Source organism: Cellvibrio japonicus Ueda107 (assembly GCF_000019225.1).
GTDB lineage: Bacteria > Pseudomonadota > Gammaproteobacteria > Pseudomonadales > Cellvibrionaceae > Cellvibrio > Cellvibrio japonicus.
This window is the reverse complement of the sequence record NC_010995.1, coordinates 2670846-2684578: the sequence shown is the minus strand read 5'-3', so window position 1 is coordinate 2684578 and position 13733 is coordinate 2670846. Positions and strand designations below refer to the sequence as shown.

10 protein-coding genes are annotated in these 13733 nt (G+C 53.1%); 6 read left to right on the top strand and 4 right to left on the bottom strand.

The window, feature by feature from the left end; all coding sequences use genetic code 11:
* Positions 1-57: 57 nt before the first annotated feature.
* The 3 genes from CJA_RS11310 to CJA_RS11300 are packed head-to-tail and all read left to right on the top strand — an operon-like array spanning position 58 to position 1705.
* The gene (locus CJA_RS11310; protein ID WP_012487942.1) at positions 58-630 is read left to right on the top strand and encodes an NAD(P)H-dependent oxidoreductase; all 573 of its coding nucleotides are present in this window, start codon (positions 58-60) and stop codon (positions 628-630) included.
* Positions 630-1466, top strand: coding sequence for an ABC transporter ATP-binding protein (locus tag CJA_RS11305; RefSeq protein ID WP_012487941.1), 837 nt, complete (start codon positions 630-632; stop codon positions 1464-1466). Before CJA_RS11310 ends, CJA_RS11305 begins: the two co-directional genes overlap by 1 nt.
* Positions 1467-1489: 23 nt before the next feature.
* Positions 1490-1705, top strand: coding sequence for a TOBE domain-containing protein (locus CJA_RS11300; RefSeq protein ID WP_012487940.1), 216 nt, complete (start codon positions 1490-1492; stop codon positions 1703-1705).
* Positions 1706-1790: 85 nt separating this feature from the next.
* On the opposite strand, the gene CJA_RS11295 is transcribed toward CJA_RS11300, so the two are convergent.
* Positions 1791-3716, bottom strand: coding sequence for an ABC transporter ATP-binding protein (locus tag CJA_RS11295; RefSeq protein ID WP_012487939.1), 1926 nt, complete (start codon positions 3714-3716; stop codon positions 1791-1793).
* Positions 3706-5490 (bottom strand): ABC transporter ATP-binding protein, encoded by a 1785-nt coding sequence (locus CJA_RS11290; RefSeq protein WP_012487938.1) that lies wholly within the window; start codon positions 5488-5490, stop codon positions 3706-3708. The genes CJA_RS11295 and CJA_RS11290 overlap by 11 nt, the downstream gene beginning before the upstream one ends.
* A 599-nt stretch (positions 5491-6089) precedes the next feature.
* On the opposite strand from CJA_RS11290, the gene CJA_RS11285 reads away from it, so the two are divergent.
* The 3 genes from CJA_RS11285 (at position 6090) to CJA_RS11275 (ending at position 9687) form a co-directional block, all read left to right on the top strand.
* Positions 6090-7190 carry an ABC transporter substrate-binding protein gene (locus tag CJA_RS11285; RefSeq protein WP_012487935.1) on the top strand — a complete coding sequence of 367 codons (1101 nt, stop codon included), beginning with the start codon at positions 6090-6092 and terminating at the stop codon, positions 7188-7190.
* A gap of 232 nt (positions 7191-7422) precedes the next feature.
* Positions 7423-8487 (top strand): LLM class flavin-dependent oxidoreductase, encoded by a 1065-nt coding sequence (locus CJA_RS11280; protein WP_012487934.1) that lies wholly within the window; start codon positions 7423-7425, stop codon positions 8485-8487.
* A 21-nt stretch (positions 8488-8508) separates the two neighbouring features.
* Positions 8509-9687: an LLM class flavin-dependent oxidoreductase gene (locus tag CJA_RS11275; protein ID WP_012487933.1), complete on the top strand. Its 1179-nt coding sequence runs from the start codon at positions 8509-8511 to the stop codon at positions 9685-9687.
* A gap of 50 nt (positions 9688-9737) precedes the next feature.
* Here CJA_RS11275 and CJA_RS11270 read toward each other — a convergent pair whose 3' ends face one another.
* Both CJA_RS11270 and CJA_RS11265 read right to left on the bottom strand, forming a co-directional pair.
* Positions 9738-10895, bottom strand: a complete 1158-nt coding sequence (locus CJA_RS11270; protein WP_202944159.1) for an ABC transporter substrate-binding protein — start codon at positions 10893-10895, stop codon at positions 9738-9740.
* 95 nt (positions 10896-10990) lie between these two features.
* Complete coding sequence (locus tag CJA_RS11265) at positions 10991-13315, bottom strand: TonB-dependent receptor (RefSeq protein ID WP_012487931.1); 2325 nt, start codon at positions 13313-13315, stop codon at positions 10991-10993.
* Positions 13316-13733: the final 418 nt, after the last annotated feature.

The window sequence follows — 13733 nt, the reverse complement described above, 5'->3', positions numbered from 1 at the left end:
TTTTGGATAGGTGTTTACAACAGTATTATTGAATTTATGTTCGCGGAGTTAATTGTTATGCGAGTTTTAGGTTTTTCCGGGGGGGTGAGCAGTCCCTCCAAAACCCATGGGTTGGTAAATGCCATCGTAGAGCGTTTTGCCCACCTGGCAAAGGTCGAGGCTGAGGTGATTGATTTGGCGCAGGTAGCGACCGGATTTGGCGGTGCACTGTATCGCCAGCAGTTGCCGGTTGAACAGGAAGCGGTGCTGCAACGCATTGAAGCTGCGGATGTGCTTGTGGTGGCCTCTCCGGTTTATCGCGCCGCTTATCCCGGCCTGTTCAAACATGTGTTTGACCTGGTAGAGCGCGATGCCCTGGAGGGCAAGGCTGTTATCCTGGCCGCTAATGGTGGCAGTGCCCATCATGCGCTGATCCTGGAAAGCCATTTGCGTCCCTTATTTAATAGCCTGGGGGCTTTTACCGTGCCCACAGGGATTTACAGCCAGGCCTCGGATTTTGAGGGGTACGACTTAACCAGTGCAACGGTGCAGGAGCGAATCGATATTGCTATCCAGGAAGTATTCCGTTTGCAATCGGGTATTTATCGCCGTACTGCAGAGGTAGCGACGCCTGTGGAGGCGCTGGTGTAATGGTGGTACATCACATCCAGGATCGGGTTCTTCGTTTAAAGAATATTGGTAAACATTTTCATCACCAGGGTTCGTCCCTGGAAGTTCTCAAGGATATTAACCTCACAGTATTGCCGGGAGAGTTCGTCAGCATTTTGGGCAGTAGTGGTTGCGGGAAATCCACACTGCTGCGTTTGCTGGTGGGCCTGGATGTAGATTACTCCGGTGAAATTTCCCTGGGCGGGGCTGCCGTAACTGGCCCAAGCCTAACGCGCGGTATTGTATTTCAGGAACATCGCCTGCTGCCCTGGTTAACCGTGGCTGATAACGTGGGCATCGCTTTGAAAAACTCCTCAGCCTCTGTCGCAGAGAAAAAAGACCTGGTGCAGCAACATATTGCATTGGTGGGATTACAGGGGTTTGAGAATGCCTGGCCCCACCAGCTCTCCGGCGGTATGTCGCAGCGTGTTGCTATTGCCCGGGCCCTGGTCAATCGCCCCGATGTTTTATTGCTGGATGAGCCTTTTGGTGCACTGGATGCCATGACACGCGGTTATCTGCAACAGGAGCTGCAGCATATTTGGCGCAAGGAAAATATCACCATGATCCTGGTAACCCACGATGTGGAAGAGGCGGTATTCCTGGCGGATCGCATTGTGGTGATGGAGCCCAATCCCGGGCGTATCAAACGTGTCATCAGTGTGCCCAGTCCCCATCCGCGCGATCGCAATAGCGCACAATTTAACAGTATCAAACGCCAGGCATTGGCGGAGATCAGCGGCGAGGATACCAGTAAGGTACCTGCGCCAACATTTGTGGATTTCGGCCGTTTGGGCGAAGTTCGTTTATCCTGGTGAATAGGTTTTAAGGTAAAAATATTATGGCTATCAGCGCAGTGAATGTTCGCAATCAATTCCACGGCAAGATCAAGGAAATTGTCCGGGGCTCGGTGGTGTCCGAAGTCGATATAGAAACACCGGCGGGCATTATTACTTCAGTAATCACAACGCGTTCAGTGGATGACCTGGGCTTGGTTGTCGGTAAGGAAGTCGTTGCCCTGATTAAGTCCACCGAAGTGTCGGTGGCTGTGTTTTAGTTGTTTTATCAATGCAGTAATCCATCCAGTTACAGCTTGATACTAAAAATAACCCGGCAATTGCCGGGTTATTTTTGGACGCCATTTAAACCGGCATTGCCTGTTTTTCTGGTTGGTCTTGTGCGCGATTATTTCGATCGCTTGCCCCAAGCTCATGGCGTGTCGGGAGTTGATGGTATACGCCCAGGCTGTTTTCCTCATAGGCTTGGTACAGGGATGCGTAGAAACCCTGTGCGTTAAGCAATTGGTCGTGCTTGCCCAATTCCACTACCTTGCCTTCGCGAATGACGGCAATACGGTCGGCATCGCGAATAGTTGATAAGCGGTGAGCGATAATAATCGCTGTGCGACCTTCGCAGAGCCGACGCAAGGCGATTTGCAAGCGCCGCTCGGTTTTAACATCGACAGCGGAGGTTGCTTCATCCAGGACCAGTATGGTTGGATTGGCCAAATAGGCGCGCACCAGGCACACCAGTTGTCGCTGGCCGTGGCTGAGTAGTGATCCCAAGGGGCCGACCTGTGTGTGATAACCATCGGGCAGGGCATTGAGCAAGTCATGGGCATCCAGGGCTTTGGCCGCATCGATCAACTGTTCATCCTTTGCCTCAGGCGCGGCCAGGTGCAAGTTATCGAGAATGCTGCCGCTGAACAGGACATTATCTTGCAGGACCACACCCACATGGCGACGCAGATCGGTTTGGCGCAGGGCGCGCACATCAATGCCGTCAACGGTGACACTGCCGTGGCTGACATCGTAAAAACGGGTCAGCAATTGCACCAGGGTACTTTTGCCATGCCCTGTCGGCCCGACAATGGCGAGGACTTCTCCCGCTGGTAAATGCAGGTCCAAATCATCCAATACCCAGCGGCTTGCCTGGGGGGAATAGGCAAACTGTACCCGGTTAAAAGACACTGCACCTTTGATGTCCTGCAACGCCTGGGCGTGCTCCGGATCGACAATCTCCGGCTGGGTATCCAGCAGCAGGAAAATACGCTGGGCGCACGCAGAGCCATTGGCATAGCGCTCGAACAAATCGCTCAACTCCTGTAGCGGCGCCAGGAAAATAAATACATAAAATAAACTGGCAGCCAATTGGCCCAGTGTAATTTGGTCCAGTGCGATGGCGCGCCCGCCAACAACAAGGAGCACCGCCATCGCGGCTGTGGTTAACACGGCTGTGAAGGGGGCAAACCAGCTGGCGCGCATGTTTCCATGTACTAATGCCTTGTTAAAGTTATCGACCAGGGTATGGTAGCGCTGCTGGTTGGCTGGTTCATACGCGGTTTGTTTGATCACTCGCACACCCGCTACTGTTTCTACCAAATGGGCGGTAAATCGGCTGCGATTTTCTGCCACTATTCCCCAATTGCGCTGGGAGATTTTTTTAAAAATCACCGTGGCGATAACCATGATGGGCACTATGGCGGCAATGCTGGCAAACAGCAGGGGGGAGATCAGCCAGAGCATGATACCGGCAACCAGGCAGCGCAACAGGGCAGAGAGCAGCTCTGGCGGTCCCTGGATCAGCAGCGGTTCCAGGGCGTTGACATCGCTATCGGCGCGCGCCGTAATACGACCGGCCTTGGTGCGGTCGAAATAGCCCACACTGAGTTGTTGCACATGGGTGAAAACACGAATGCGCAATTGGTTAATCACATGGATAGCGGCGCGACCCGCCAGGTATTGTCCCAGGCCCGCGAACATAAAACGCGCTGTCCAGGTGAGGGCAAAGGCAATGGCGGTCCACAGGATGACCTGGTAATCCACCGCGATGCTGGCTGCCTGGCGGTCAAAGCCTTTGTCGATCACTTCGCTGACCAGCCAGGGGCGCATAAAAATTGCAGCCACCAGCAGGGTTTCGATCAACACCGCGCCTAATACCAGTTGTTTGACCGGTCCCAGCAGGGGGACCAGGCGCGAGAACATGCCGCGTTCCAGCGATGTTTTTGCCAAGGCTTCTTCCAGTTGGATATCGCTGAGGGCAGTATTGCCACGAAAATTATTGGCCACTGGAAACTCCCATTAATTCACGGTAAACGGAATTGTGCTGCGCCAATTCCTGGTGTGTACCCACGGCAACAATGCGCCCCTGCTCCAGCAGGGCTACTTTATCTGCCAGCAGTACGGTTGAGAGTTTGCTGGATACGATCAGCAAGCTCAGGCTGCGCCCCTGGGAATGTTTAAGTTGGCGGATGTTGTCGATAATGCGCTGCTCGGTAGCGGCATCCAGGGCGCTGGTGGCGTCGTCCAATCCGAGCAGAGACGCTTGCCCCAACAGTGCGCGGGCAAGGCAGATGCGCTGGCGCTGGCCGCCGGACAAGGTAATACCGCGGTCGCCGATGCGGGTGTCCAAACCGTTTTCCAGGCGCAGCAACACATCGTCGGCACTGGCCAGGCGCAGCGCCTCCAGGATGTCTTCATCACTGGCATCGGGTTTGGCGAGGCGCATATTGGCCGCCAGGGTATCGGAAAATAAAAAACTTTCCTGCGCTACAACATGGACACGGCGGCGCAGGTTTTCTGTGTCCAGTTGTGTGATGTCTTGCCAACCTTGCTGGTCATTACCTAATTGGATGAGTCCCTCATCGGCTTCGATCAGGCGTGGCAATAATCCCAGCAGGGTACTTTTCCCACTGCCGGTAGTCCCCACCAGTGCAATGATTTCTCCGGGCCTCAGGTTGAGGTCGCATTGCTGCAAGATCGCTTTGTCTTTTTGCGCGGGATGGACACTAACCTTGTCCAGGCGTACACCCAGTTCACCATCCGGTAATTTGTGTTGGCCACTGACAATCGTCGGGCGGGCATCCAACAATTCCCAAATGCGTGCAGCAGACGCGCGGGCATCGGCAAAAACCTGCATAACCCTGCCGATACCCTCCACACGCAATACCAGGGTATTGGCTAATAGCACGGACGCTACCAATTCACCGATATTCAATTCACCTTTGCCGACCAGGTGTGCACCATAGGCCAATACCCACACATGACCCAGTGCAATAATGATTTGTGGCAGGGGAATGTGTGAGCAGGCATAAGCCAGCGCCTGGCGCGAGTGAAATGCAAACTGATTTACCTGGGTTGTAAAATCGGCAACGCGTGATGGCTCCAGGCCAAAGGCTTTAATAACACGCACACCGCTAACCCCTTCGGTGAGATTTTGGTTGACGTTGTCGTAGGCCTGTCCAACCGCGCGGTCCAGTGTCACCAGTTTGTCAGTTTGCTTAACCAAAATGGCCATGCCGCCCAGGGTAATGACCAGGGGTACCAATCCAAGTAGTGGGCTGTACCAGCAGAGCATGCCAACCGTGGCAATAATCAGCAGGGCTGTTTCAAACACCTGGCGCCAGAAATTCACCAGGGCATCGCGCAACTTGTCGCTGTCGCGGGTGGTGCGTGTCACCATGCCGCCAACACCGTGTTCGCGGTGGTAGGCCAAATCCAGGTGCTGTACCTGGGCGAAAATCCGTTCGCGCAAAATAAATAATAAATCCTGTCCAATAATCAGGGCCAGTAATCCACCCAGGTATTGGATCAAACCTCGCCCCAGGGCCACTGCCACCAAAATGGCCAGCCAGCCGAGCGCCACGGAATAATCCAGCGAACCATCGGCCTGGGCAACCACTGCCTTACCCAGTTCCACATCGTGAATAGCGCGTCCCAATAACCATTGTTGCCAGGCCATACTCAAATTGCTGGCGGCAAAAAGAGTAGCCGTTAATGCGAAGCGCCAGGGCATTTCGCGGTAGAGCGCAAGGCAGCGCAAAAGGGGATAGGATTTACTCATGCCAGTGGATTTCCTGTGCCGGGCAGCCCAGGCAACCCAGTAATAACAGGGCGGAACCCAGGGATGAGTAATGCAAAAGTTGGGTGAGTGAAAATGTCATGGAAGCAAAATCCTGAAACCAATAATTAAGTCAGCTTGATGTGCCAGCCTGTGGTTAAAAAACCTATCCAGGTGGCTGTTGGTATCTGCACAGGAGGGTTATCCGGTGTTCGGAACAACACAGCGCAGCGCATGTTTATAGCAAGGCGCAGGCCAAAATAACGGATAAAAATAGAGGCGCGGCGATTGCCGGCAACGCCTTGGTGTGTGGGCTAAACAATACCTGTGCTTATGTTGTATTGAGGTTGCACGGATGTGATAAACCCTTTTGCTGTTGCTTTGTTAACACGCCATGCCTGTGTTCTGTTGTGTTTCGCACAGCAGGACGCACGGATTTTTATATTGGGGTGTTGCCTCCCGATACCTGGCAAGCTGTTGCAGGGCAGGTTTGGTGTTTCCCCTGAGCTTGTGGAACAGTTTCTGCTTGGGCGCTTGTGTTTATTGAACACTGCCGTATCGGCAGTTTTTTACGATATCCCAATGCAAGCAAGGAGTTCCCGATGACAGCACCACAACAACTCGACCAGCAAACTGTCGCAACAGCGCTGGATAATATTTGGTTTACCCGCTGCCCTGTACCCACAGCGACTGGCCTTGCCTATAAATTGGGCTGGCTGGGCGATGAATTTGCCAATGACAAGATTGCGATTGATACGCTACAGGAAAATCGCGATCTGGGCCGCCATCACTACGATCACGATTTGCCCTCACTGATTCGTGAGGGCGGTAATATCCTCGCACTTGCCGCCCGCGCCCAGGGTGCCCGCACACGTTTGATCGGTTTAACCTGGATCGAGGAGTGGCAAGCGATTCTGGTTCGCCCGGATTCCGCTATCCGTGAGCCGAAAGATTTGAAAGGCAAGCGTTTGGCACTACCTGACTGGAATGAGCACGCGCTTGCTTCACACCAGCGCGGCACCAGTATTGCGCGGGGCATGTCGTTGCAGGGTTACCGCGGGGTGCTGCACTACGCTGGCCTGACTTTCGACGATGTGGAGTTGGTTGAGGTGCCCTCCAATCGTAAAAATCCCACACGCACAGAAAATCTGGAATCGCACCTGCAGGACGGGTTGCGTTTATGGCGTGGCATTGATTACCTGGTACAGGGCAAGGTAGATGCCGTCTATGTAAAGGGCGCCTCAGCGGTTGACGCAGCCCGTGCTGCCGGTGTCGTGGTCGGTATAGACCTGGATCGTTTACCTGACCCGGGCTATCGCGTGAATAACGGAACACCGCGTCCTATTACTGTCCATGAAGATTTTATTAACAACCATTTCGATTCCCTGGTGCGCTTTTTAGCCCAGACCCTGCGTGCAGCGGATTGGGCCGTAGACCATGAAGCAGACGTCCATCGTATTTTGCAGGGAGAAACGCGCGGCAGCAGCAGTGCGGTTGTAGAAGCCTATCGCGATGATTTCCATAAAAAGCTCCATCCGGATTTGTCGCCCCAGCGTTTAGCCTGGTTTGAGCAGCAGAAAAAATCCTTATGGTTACACGGTTTCCTGGAAAACGATTTTGATTTTGCCGATTGGGTTGATCCGCGTCCATTGGAGGCCGCCCACGAATTACTGCAGCTCTGGCGTCAAGGTGGTAAAGCCTGATTGTTTCTCTCGCATGCTGTTTAATTTCCAGCAATTTATGGATTGTTTTGTTGGTAATTAAACACTGCTTTCCGGGCTGCCTTTCCTAAGCAGGGTTGTGGCAGCCCATTTTTCAGGCGAATAGTGCGATTATTTGATCTAACGCAAGCTTGTTTCCTGCCCTTGGCCCCGCCTGCCTGATCTGGCACATATGCTGCTGTCTACCGGTGATGTTTGATTATCAGGAGTTGATATGTCTGTTGAATTTATGTGGCAATTGCCTGGTGCGCGCGATTCCCGCTACGCCGATGCGCGTCATTATAAACGTGGCGAGCGTTTACCCGGAGAGGCTTACCCCTATCACAAGGACATTACCGATCCGCGTGGTAACAGCTTTAGCTATTTTGATTATCTGCTGCAAATTGCGCGCGCTGCGGACTTGACCGGTTTTGACGGTATACAGATTCCGCATGACCCCCAGGGCGATGAATCCTGGATTATCGCCGGTTACCTGGCGCGTTCTACCCGTCACCTGCGATTGCTGACCGAGTTTGAAGCTTCGCGTGGCTCGTCGGTATATGCCGCTAAAAATGCCGTGAGTTACCAGCGTTTTAGCAACCAGCGCTTTGCCTGGCAATTGACAAAGGGCGGTGATGAACCGGCGCGGCGCCAGTTGGGAGACTTTGTGCCCAACGCAAAACGCCATGCGCGTATCGATGAGTTTTTAACGGTTGCCAAAGGTGTTATCACCCAGGCGCCTTTTAGTTTTAAGGGGGAATTTTTTGAAGTGCTGGACGGGGGCTTCCAGGGGCCTCTGGGGGGCAATCCGGTTCCGCGCGTCTATCTCAGCGGCGATACGCAGGAAGCTTATGACTTATCAGCACGCCAGGCCGATGTGCATCTTTTGGAGGCGGCGCCTGTGGATAAGCTCGTACCGGCCATTACTGTATTGCAACAACTGGCTCATCAACAGGAACGCACTTTAGTGATGGGTTTGCGCATTGATGTATTGGCCCGTGAGTCAGAAGCGGAAGCCCTGGCCGATGCACAGCGCTTTTGGCAGCAGGCCGATGTGGGTGCGGTGGCATCCCTGGCGCCCGGCTTGTGGTCGCAGCCTGTTGCCAATACCGGCGCATCGGCTGCTTTAGTGGGGAGCTATGCACAAGTCGTTGAGTGGTTGTTGGCTTACCACCGTGCAGGTATCGAGAGTTTTGTGCTGGCTGCCAGCCCCCATTTGGAAGAGGCCTATCGTATTGGCCAGCATGTGTTGCCGTTGTTGCGTAAAGCGCTGTCGGCGTCTTCACCCCTGGCAGCCTGAGCATTTTTAAGAGGATAGACAATGAGCATTGATTTTTTCTGGCGTATTCCAACCCATGGTGAACCGGGTTCCCATCGCTCACGCTTGCCTTATCGCGGTGATTGGTATCAGGGGCAGGACCATATTCGCCATCCGGGTTTGGGTGGTGGTGGACAGGATGGCTTTAGCTACATTGATTATATTGCTGAAGTCGCCCATGCCGCTGAAATATCCGGTTTTCATGGCGGTTTGCTGCCATCCTTTCCGATGACAGATGAACCCTGGGCGATTTCGTCGTTCCTGGCGCGGGAGACCCGTCGCTTTCGTTTTATGATTGCCTTCCAGCCGGGTTTTTTGAATCCGGTAACGGCCGCGCGCATGACTGCCAGTTTGCAGCGTGCCACGGGTGGACGCGCACTGTTTAATATTATTACCGGCGGCGGTGGACCTGCGCAGTTGTGGTGGGGGGACTCGTTCAGCCATGATGATCGCTACACACGCACGACCGAGTTCCTCGATATTTTGCGCGGTGTTTGGCAAGGTAAACCCTTTAGTTACCAGGGGCGTTTTTATCAGGTGGAAGAGGCCAGCTTGCCATTTCCCCTGAATCACGAAACCTTCCCGGAAATTTATTTTTCCGGTTCGTCTGATGCGGCGCTGGTCTCTGCCTCCAGGCACGCCGACTATTACTTGTCCTGGCTGGAGCCTTTGGCACAACTGCGTGAAAAATTCGATCGCGTTAAAGCGAAGACCGATCAATTGGGGCGCAAGATCAAGTGCGCCGTGCGTGTGGATATTGTTGCCCGTGCTACGGAAGAGGAAGCCTGGCGCGAAGTTCGCCGCGGTTTTGAAAACCTGGACCCGGTTCAGTTGGAGCGCTATCGCCAGCAACTGGCTCGCCAGGGGGATTCTGTCGGTGCCAGCCGCCAAAGCGGCTTTCGCCCCAGCCAGGTTAACAGCTACAAGGATTTAATTATCGAGCCTAATATCTGGTCGGGTTTTAATCTGTTGCGCGGTGGCCAGGGGCAGGGAATTGTTGGCAGTTATGAACAGGTTGCCCGACGTCTGGATGACTTGATTGCCCTGGGCGCCGATGCATTTATCCTGGCGAGTACCCCGCACCTGGAAGAAGCCTATCGCGTCGGCGAGGAAGTCTTGCCCCTGGTGCGAGGTCGTGCCAGTGTCGTCACTGCGCCGGAAAGCTTGTCATTGTCGGCGTGAGTGAATCGACCAAGGGATAACAATAAAGCCCGGTAAAAGGGCTTTATTGTTTAATGGATCAATCCGCTAAACCCTGCTGGCCTTTTGCTATTGAGCAATACCCGGGAGCGTTTATTACCGTGCTTGAGTTGTTTAAGCAAACGCTCCATGGGTTCCGGATCGATCCACTGGCTGACGGAAAAATCCTGCTCAATAAAATGGTATTTCAATAAAAAATCCTTATACAAACCCAGGCGTTTAATATTTTCCTGGCTCAAATCCAATTGCAAACTGCGATGCACTTCTTTGCCATAGGCGTAGCTAACCCAACTCTCCGACCAGCCTACCTCGCGACTCAGGAGCGACAGGGTTTCATCCGGGTGGCGCAACGCCCACTCGCCGGCGGTATAGGTTTGTTGCAATAGGCAATCCACCAAATGCGGGTAATGATCCAGTAACCAGGTATTAACGGTTAAGGGCCGCGGTGTACAGTTGTTAAGGCGAATATAAGGGTCGGGATGGTGATTGATATCGGCGATCACCTGTGCCCCCAATAAATGGGTCGCCTGGGCACCGCGTACATCTTTCACATAGACAGCATCGACCAAACCGTGGCTGATCGCATGGATTTCACTGCTATAGCTGTAGCGTCCACGCCGTCCGGTGCCGGTAGACACAACCTGTCCATCGCGTACCTGGGTGGGAATTTCATGGTCGGGCAGATCGATAATATCCACATCTTTTAGCGATAAGCCTTCACTTTCCAACATCACACAAAAGCCGCGCAAAGCCGCTGCGCGGGAGTGATCCAGTTGGATATTGTGTTGCGGTAGGCCTATGCGACGGCCGCGTAAATCCTTGACCTGGTGTATGCCGGATTGCGGCAGGGCAATCAGGGTCTGGTATTCATCGGTCCAGGTGAGACCAATGACGCGGGTGTCCTGGTGTTTGGACTTGGCCCAGATGACAGGTGCGCTGCCACCCTGGCGAAACGCATTGACCTGGTTGATCTCGAAATGCCGTGGCATGTCGGCGGGGTTATTACTTTCAAACAGCGAGCGAACCTCGATGCCTGCCAATTGGTACATGGCTTCTTCAATCCAGCCCAATTGCATGGCAAGTGCCAGCGGTGAGGGTACAGGACATCGGGCGTAGAGCAGTTGATTTAATCGTCCGGATCTGTTGGGCATAAAATTATCGGTATCCATAGTGGTCGGTATCCCATTCATATGCCACCTGCGCTGACAAGGCGCGGGACATCGGCGGCAACAGGCCTGTGTCCAGGAGGTAGATTGGATAATCCATCCTCCTGTATTTTTTCCGCTTAGAAACGTGTGACCAACGACACGCCGTAATTCCTCGGCTCAGACCAGTTGACCGTATTACCGGCTGCCCCCGCTGCCGGTGGCAAGGTATGCAATTTATACTGCTTGTCATTCAGGTTATTGGCGTAGATCGAAAGGGTTATTCGCTCATCGACCGATTTCCAGGAAATACGTGCCGAGCCTGTGCCGTAGTCGTCCTGGGCCAGGTTGGGATCTGTCTGGTTATTGGTGTAGAAATAATATCGGGTTTGGTAGTTCCAATCGGTACCCAAGGTGAGGCTGCTGCCATTTTCCAGCGGGTACTGGTAATCCAATGAAAGAACACCGGAGAATTCCGGCGAGCGCACGAAGCGATTACCAGAATAATCGCCATTCACATCACTGAAATTGCTGAACTCGGTATCCAGCCATCCCAAACCGATACGCACCTGTAAATTGGCTGTAACCAATGCCTGGATTTCAAGTTCGGCACCGCGGGCGTCACCCTCTGCTGCATTGCGCAATTGCGACAGTGCACCGGTGGGGGAGGGCAATACGGCATTGATTTGGATGTCTTCGTATTCGTAGGTAAAGACATTGGCATTCAACAGCAACTGGCCATCGAGCCATTCTGATTTATAACCCACCTCATAAGAGGTCAGGTATTCCGGCTCCAGTACGCTGATGCTGTCCTGGGTGCGTGGCGCACTGTTATAGCCGCCGCCGCGGAAACCGCGCGCAACACGTGCGTAAACACGGGAGCTGTCGCTCAGTTCATAGGCGGGGGTCAGGTCGTAGGTCCAATCGCTCCAGTCATTGGTGTCATCTTGGCGTACACGCAATGCAATAGGTGAGGACACTGAGGAGGGAAGCCACCAGCGGGTTTGATCATTAAAGATGACCGGATTGGGCGTCGCCTGGTAGTAATACAGGTCGATGGATTTCTCTTCGCGCGACCAACGCAAACCGGACGTGAAGGAAAAACGATCGGTGACGTTATAGGTGAGGTTGCCAAAGATGGCATAGCTCTCACTGTCATGGCGATACACCGTATCACTGTAGGCATCCGCGCGCCCAACCGGTTTTTGTGCCGTAGGCAAGGTGCCGCTGGCAGCATCGGAATTAATGCGGTCGGTAAAATAATGCACACCGGCTACCCAATGGTAATTACCGTCTTTGGGGGATGCGAGGCGAATCTCCTGTGAGCGTTGGCTGGTTTTGGCATCGGTGTAACCACGGGAAATTTCCAGCGGGGTGTTATCGCTGTCGCTGAGTGATTGACTGTCATAGCCTTCATAGGCCGTGATAGATGTTAATTCATAACCGCCCGGCAAAGCCCAGTTAAGGTTGAGCAGTGCTCCATCCTGGCTAATATCGCTGAACTGGTCGACATTGCTGGACACGATTGTGCGATCTTTGCTGGGGATATAGGTGGCACCGTTGGTCCAGAAGGCACCGTTTGTTCCTGTGCCTATGACGGTGGCATTGGCACCATCGGTACGATAATCGCGGTAGTGCAGATTAAACAGGAGTTCCACATCATCGGCAGGGCGACTCAGTAATTGGATACGGGTGGCAGAGTCGCGGTAAGCGAAATCTTTCTCGCCGGTAAAACTGTTATTGAAAAGACCATCGCGCGTATCCTGGTGGATAGAAATTCGCGCCGCCAGGCTGTCTTCAATAATAGCGCCACCAACAGCACCCTGGATCAGGGTGCTGTCATGGCTGCCCTGGTCCAGCTTTAGGTAACCGTCCGGTGTGAACCTGGGTTTTTGTGAGATCAGGTTGATCGCACCACCGGTTGTATTTTTACCCCACAGGGTTCCCTGCGGGCCGCGCAATACTTCAACCCGTTCCAGGTCGAACAGGGGGAACGCAGTAGCACTGGCGTTGCTGATATAGACATCATCCAGGTAAATACCCACCGGGCTGGGAGAGTCCAGTCCCTGGGTACCAGTCCCCACACCGCGGATCCACCAGCGTGGCCGACTGTGTCCATTGCTTTGGCCGGCGGAGGTGTTGGGTACGAATTGGGTAATTTCTGCCGCTGTGCGACCAACACCGGTTGCTACCAATTTGTCGCCGCCAATCACACTAACGGCAGAGGGTACCTGCTGGATATTTTCCTTGCGCCGCTGCGCGGTAACCAACACATTTTCCAAACGATTTGACGCATTTGCCCCGGCTGATGACGCATTGGAAGTTGAACTTCCTGCCTTGGCTGAATCTGCCTCCTGATAGGCTGATACCTGTTGAACCTCTTCTGCACTGGCCAATTGAATTGTGGCACTGATACCAATGAGTCCGCCCACAATAATCGATAAGGGCTTTTTACTAAAACGCATACACATTCCCCGGAAAAAAATAAACCAACACTGTATGGGATAAAATTCGCATACAGATGGAGACCGGATAGCACTATCTGTGCCACCTTAAGAAGGTGATAAGTCGTCTGGATTCCCTAAAAAAACCGCGAATTATTTCGAAAAAAGTTTTTTTAAAAATTATGTGAACTGTCCCGTCTGTTTCATTTTCAACATAATTTTTATGCAATGTTGCTTTTTGATCATTTTGGTTGGGGAGATGCAAAATTTGCTGGTTATCCAGCAGGGATTGGAGCGGTGCGTTAGCAGGCTGTTGCTTTTTAATCGGTATAACAAGAAATCAGTTATAAGTTTATAGTTATAAATTCCTTAAGAAATGGATGATCAGCTTTTACACTGGCGCCACTTGTTCCAGCTATCCAAAACCCAGCACAGCTTT

Bases quoted from the DNA above. Each gene is read 5' to 3' on its own strand.
- CJA_RS11310 (WP_012487942.1), top strand. From the start codon at position 58: ATGCGAGTTTTAGGTTTTTCCGGGGGGGTGAGCAGTCCCTCCAAAACC.
- CJA_RS11305 (WP_012487941.1), top strand. From the start codon at position 630: ATGGTGGTACATCACATCCAGGATCGGGTTCTTCGTTTAAAGAATATT.
- CJA_RS11300 (WP_012487940.1), top strand. From the start codon at position 1,490: ATGGCTATCAGCGCAGTGAATGTTCGCAATCAATTCCACGGCAAGATC.
- CJA_RS11290 (WP_012487938.1), bottom strand. From the start codon at position 5,490: ATGAGTAAATCCTATCCCCTTTTGCGCTGCCTTGCGCTCTACCGCGAA.
- CJA_RS11285 (WP_012487935.1), top strand. From the start codon at position 6,090: ATGACAGCACCACAACAACTCGACCAGCAAACTGTCGCAACAGCGCTG.
- CJA_RS11280 (WP_012487934.1), top strand. From the start codon at position 7,423: ATGTCTGTTGAATTTATGTGGCAATTGCCTGGTGCGCGCGATTCCCGC.
- CJA_RS11275 (WP_012487933.1), top strand. From the start codon at position 8,509: ATGAGCATTGATTTTTTCTGGCGTATTCCAACCCATGGTGAACCGGGT.
- CJA_RS11270 (WP_202944159.1), bottom strand. From the start codon at position 10,895: ATGAATGGGATACCGACCACTATGGATACCGATAATTTTATGCCCAAC.
- CJA_RS11265 (WP_012487931.1), bottom strand. From the start codon at position 13,315: ATGCGTTTTAGTAAAAAGCCCTTATCGATTATTGTGGGCGGACTCATT.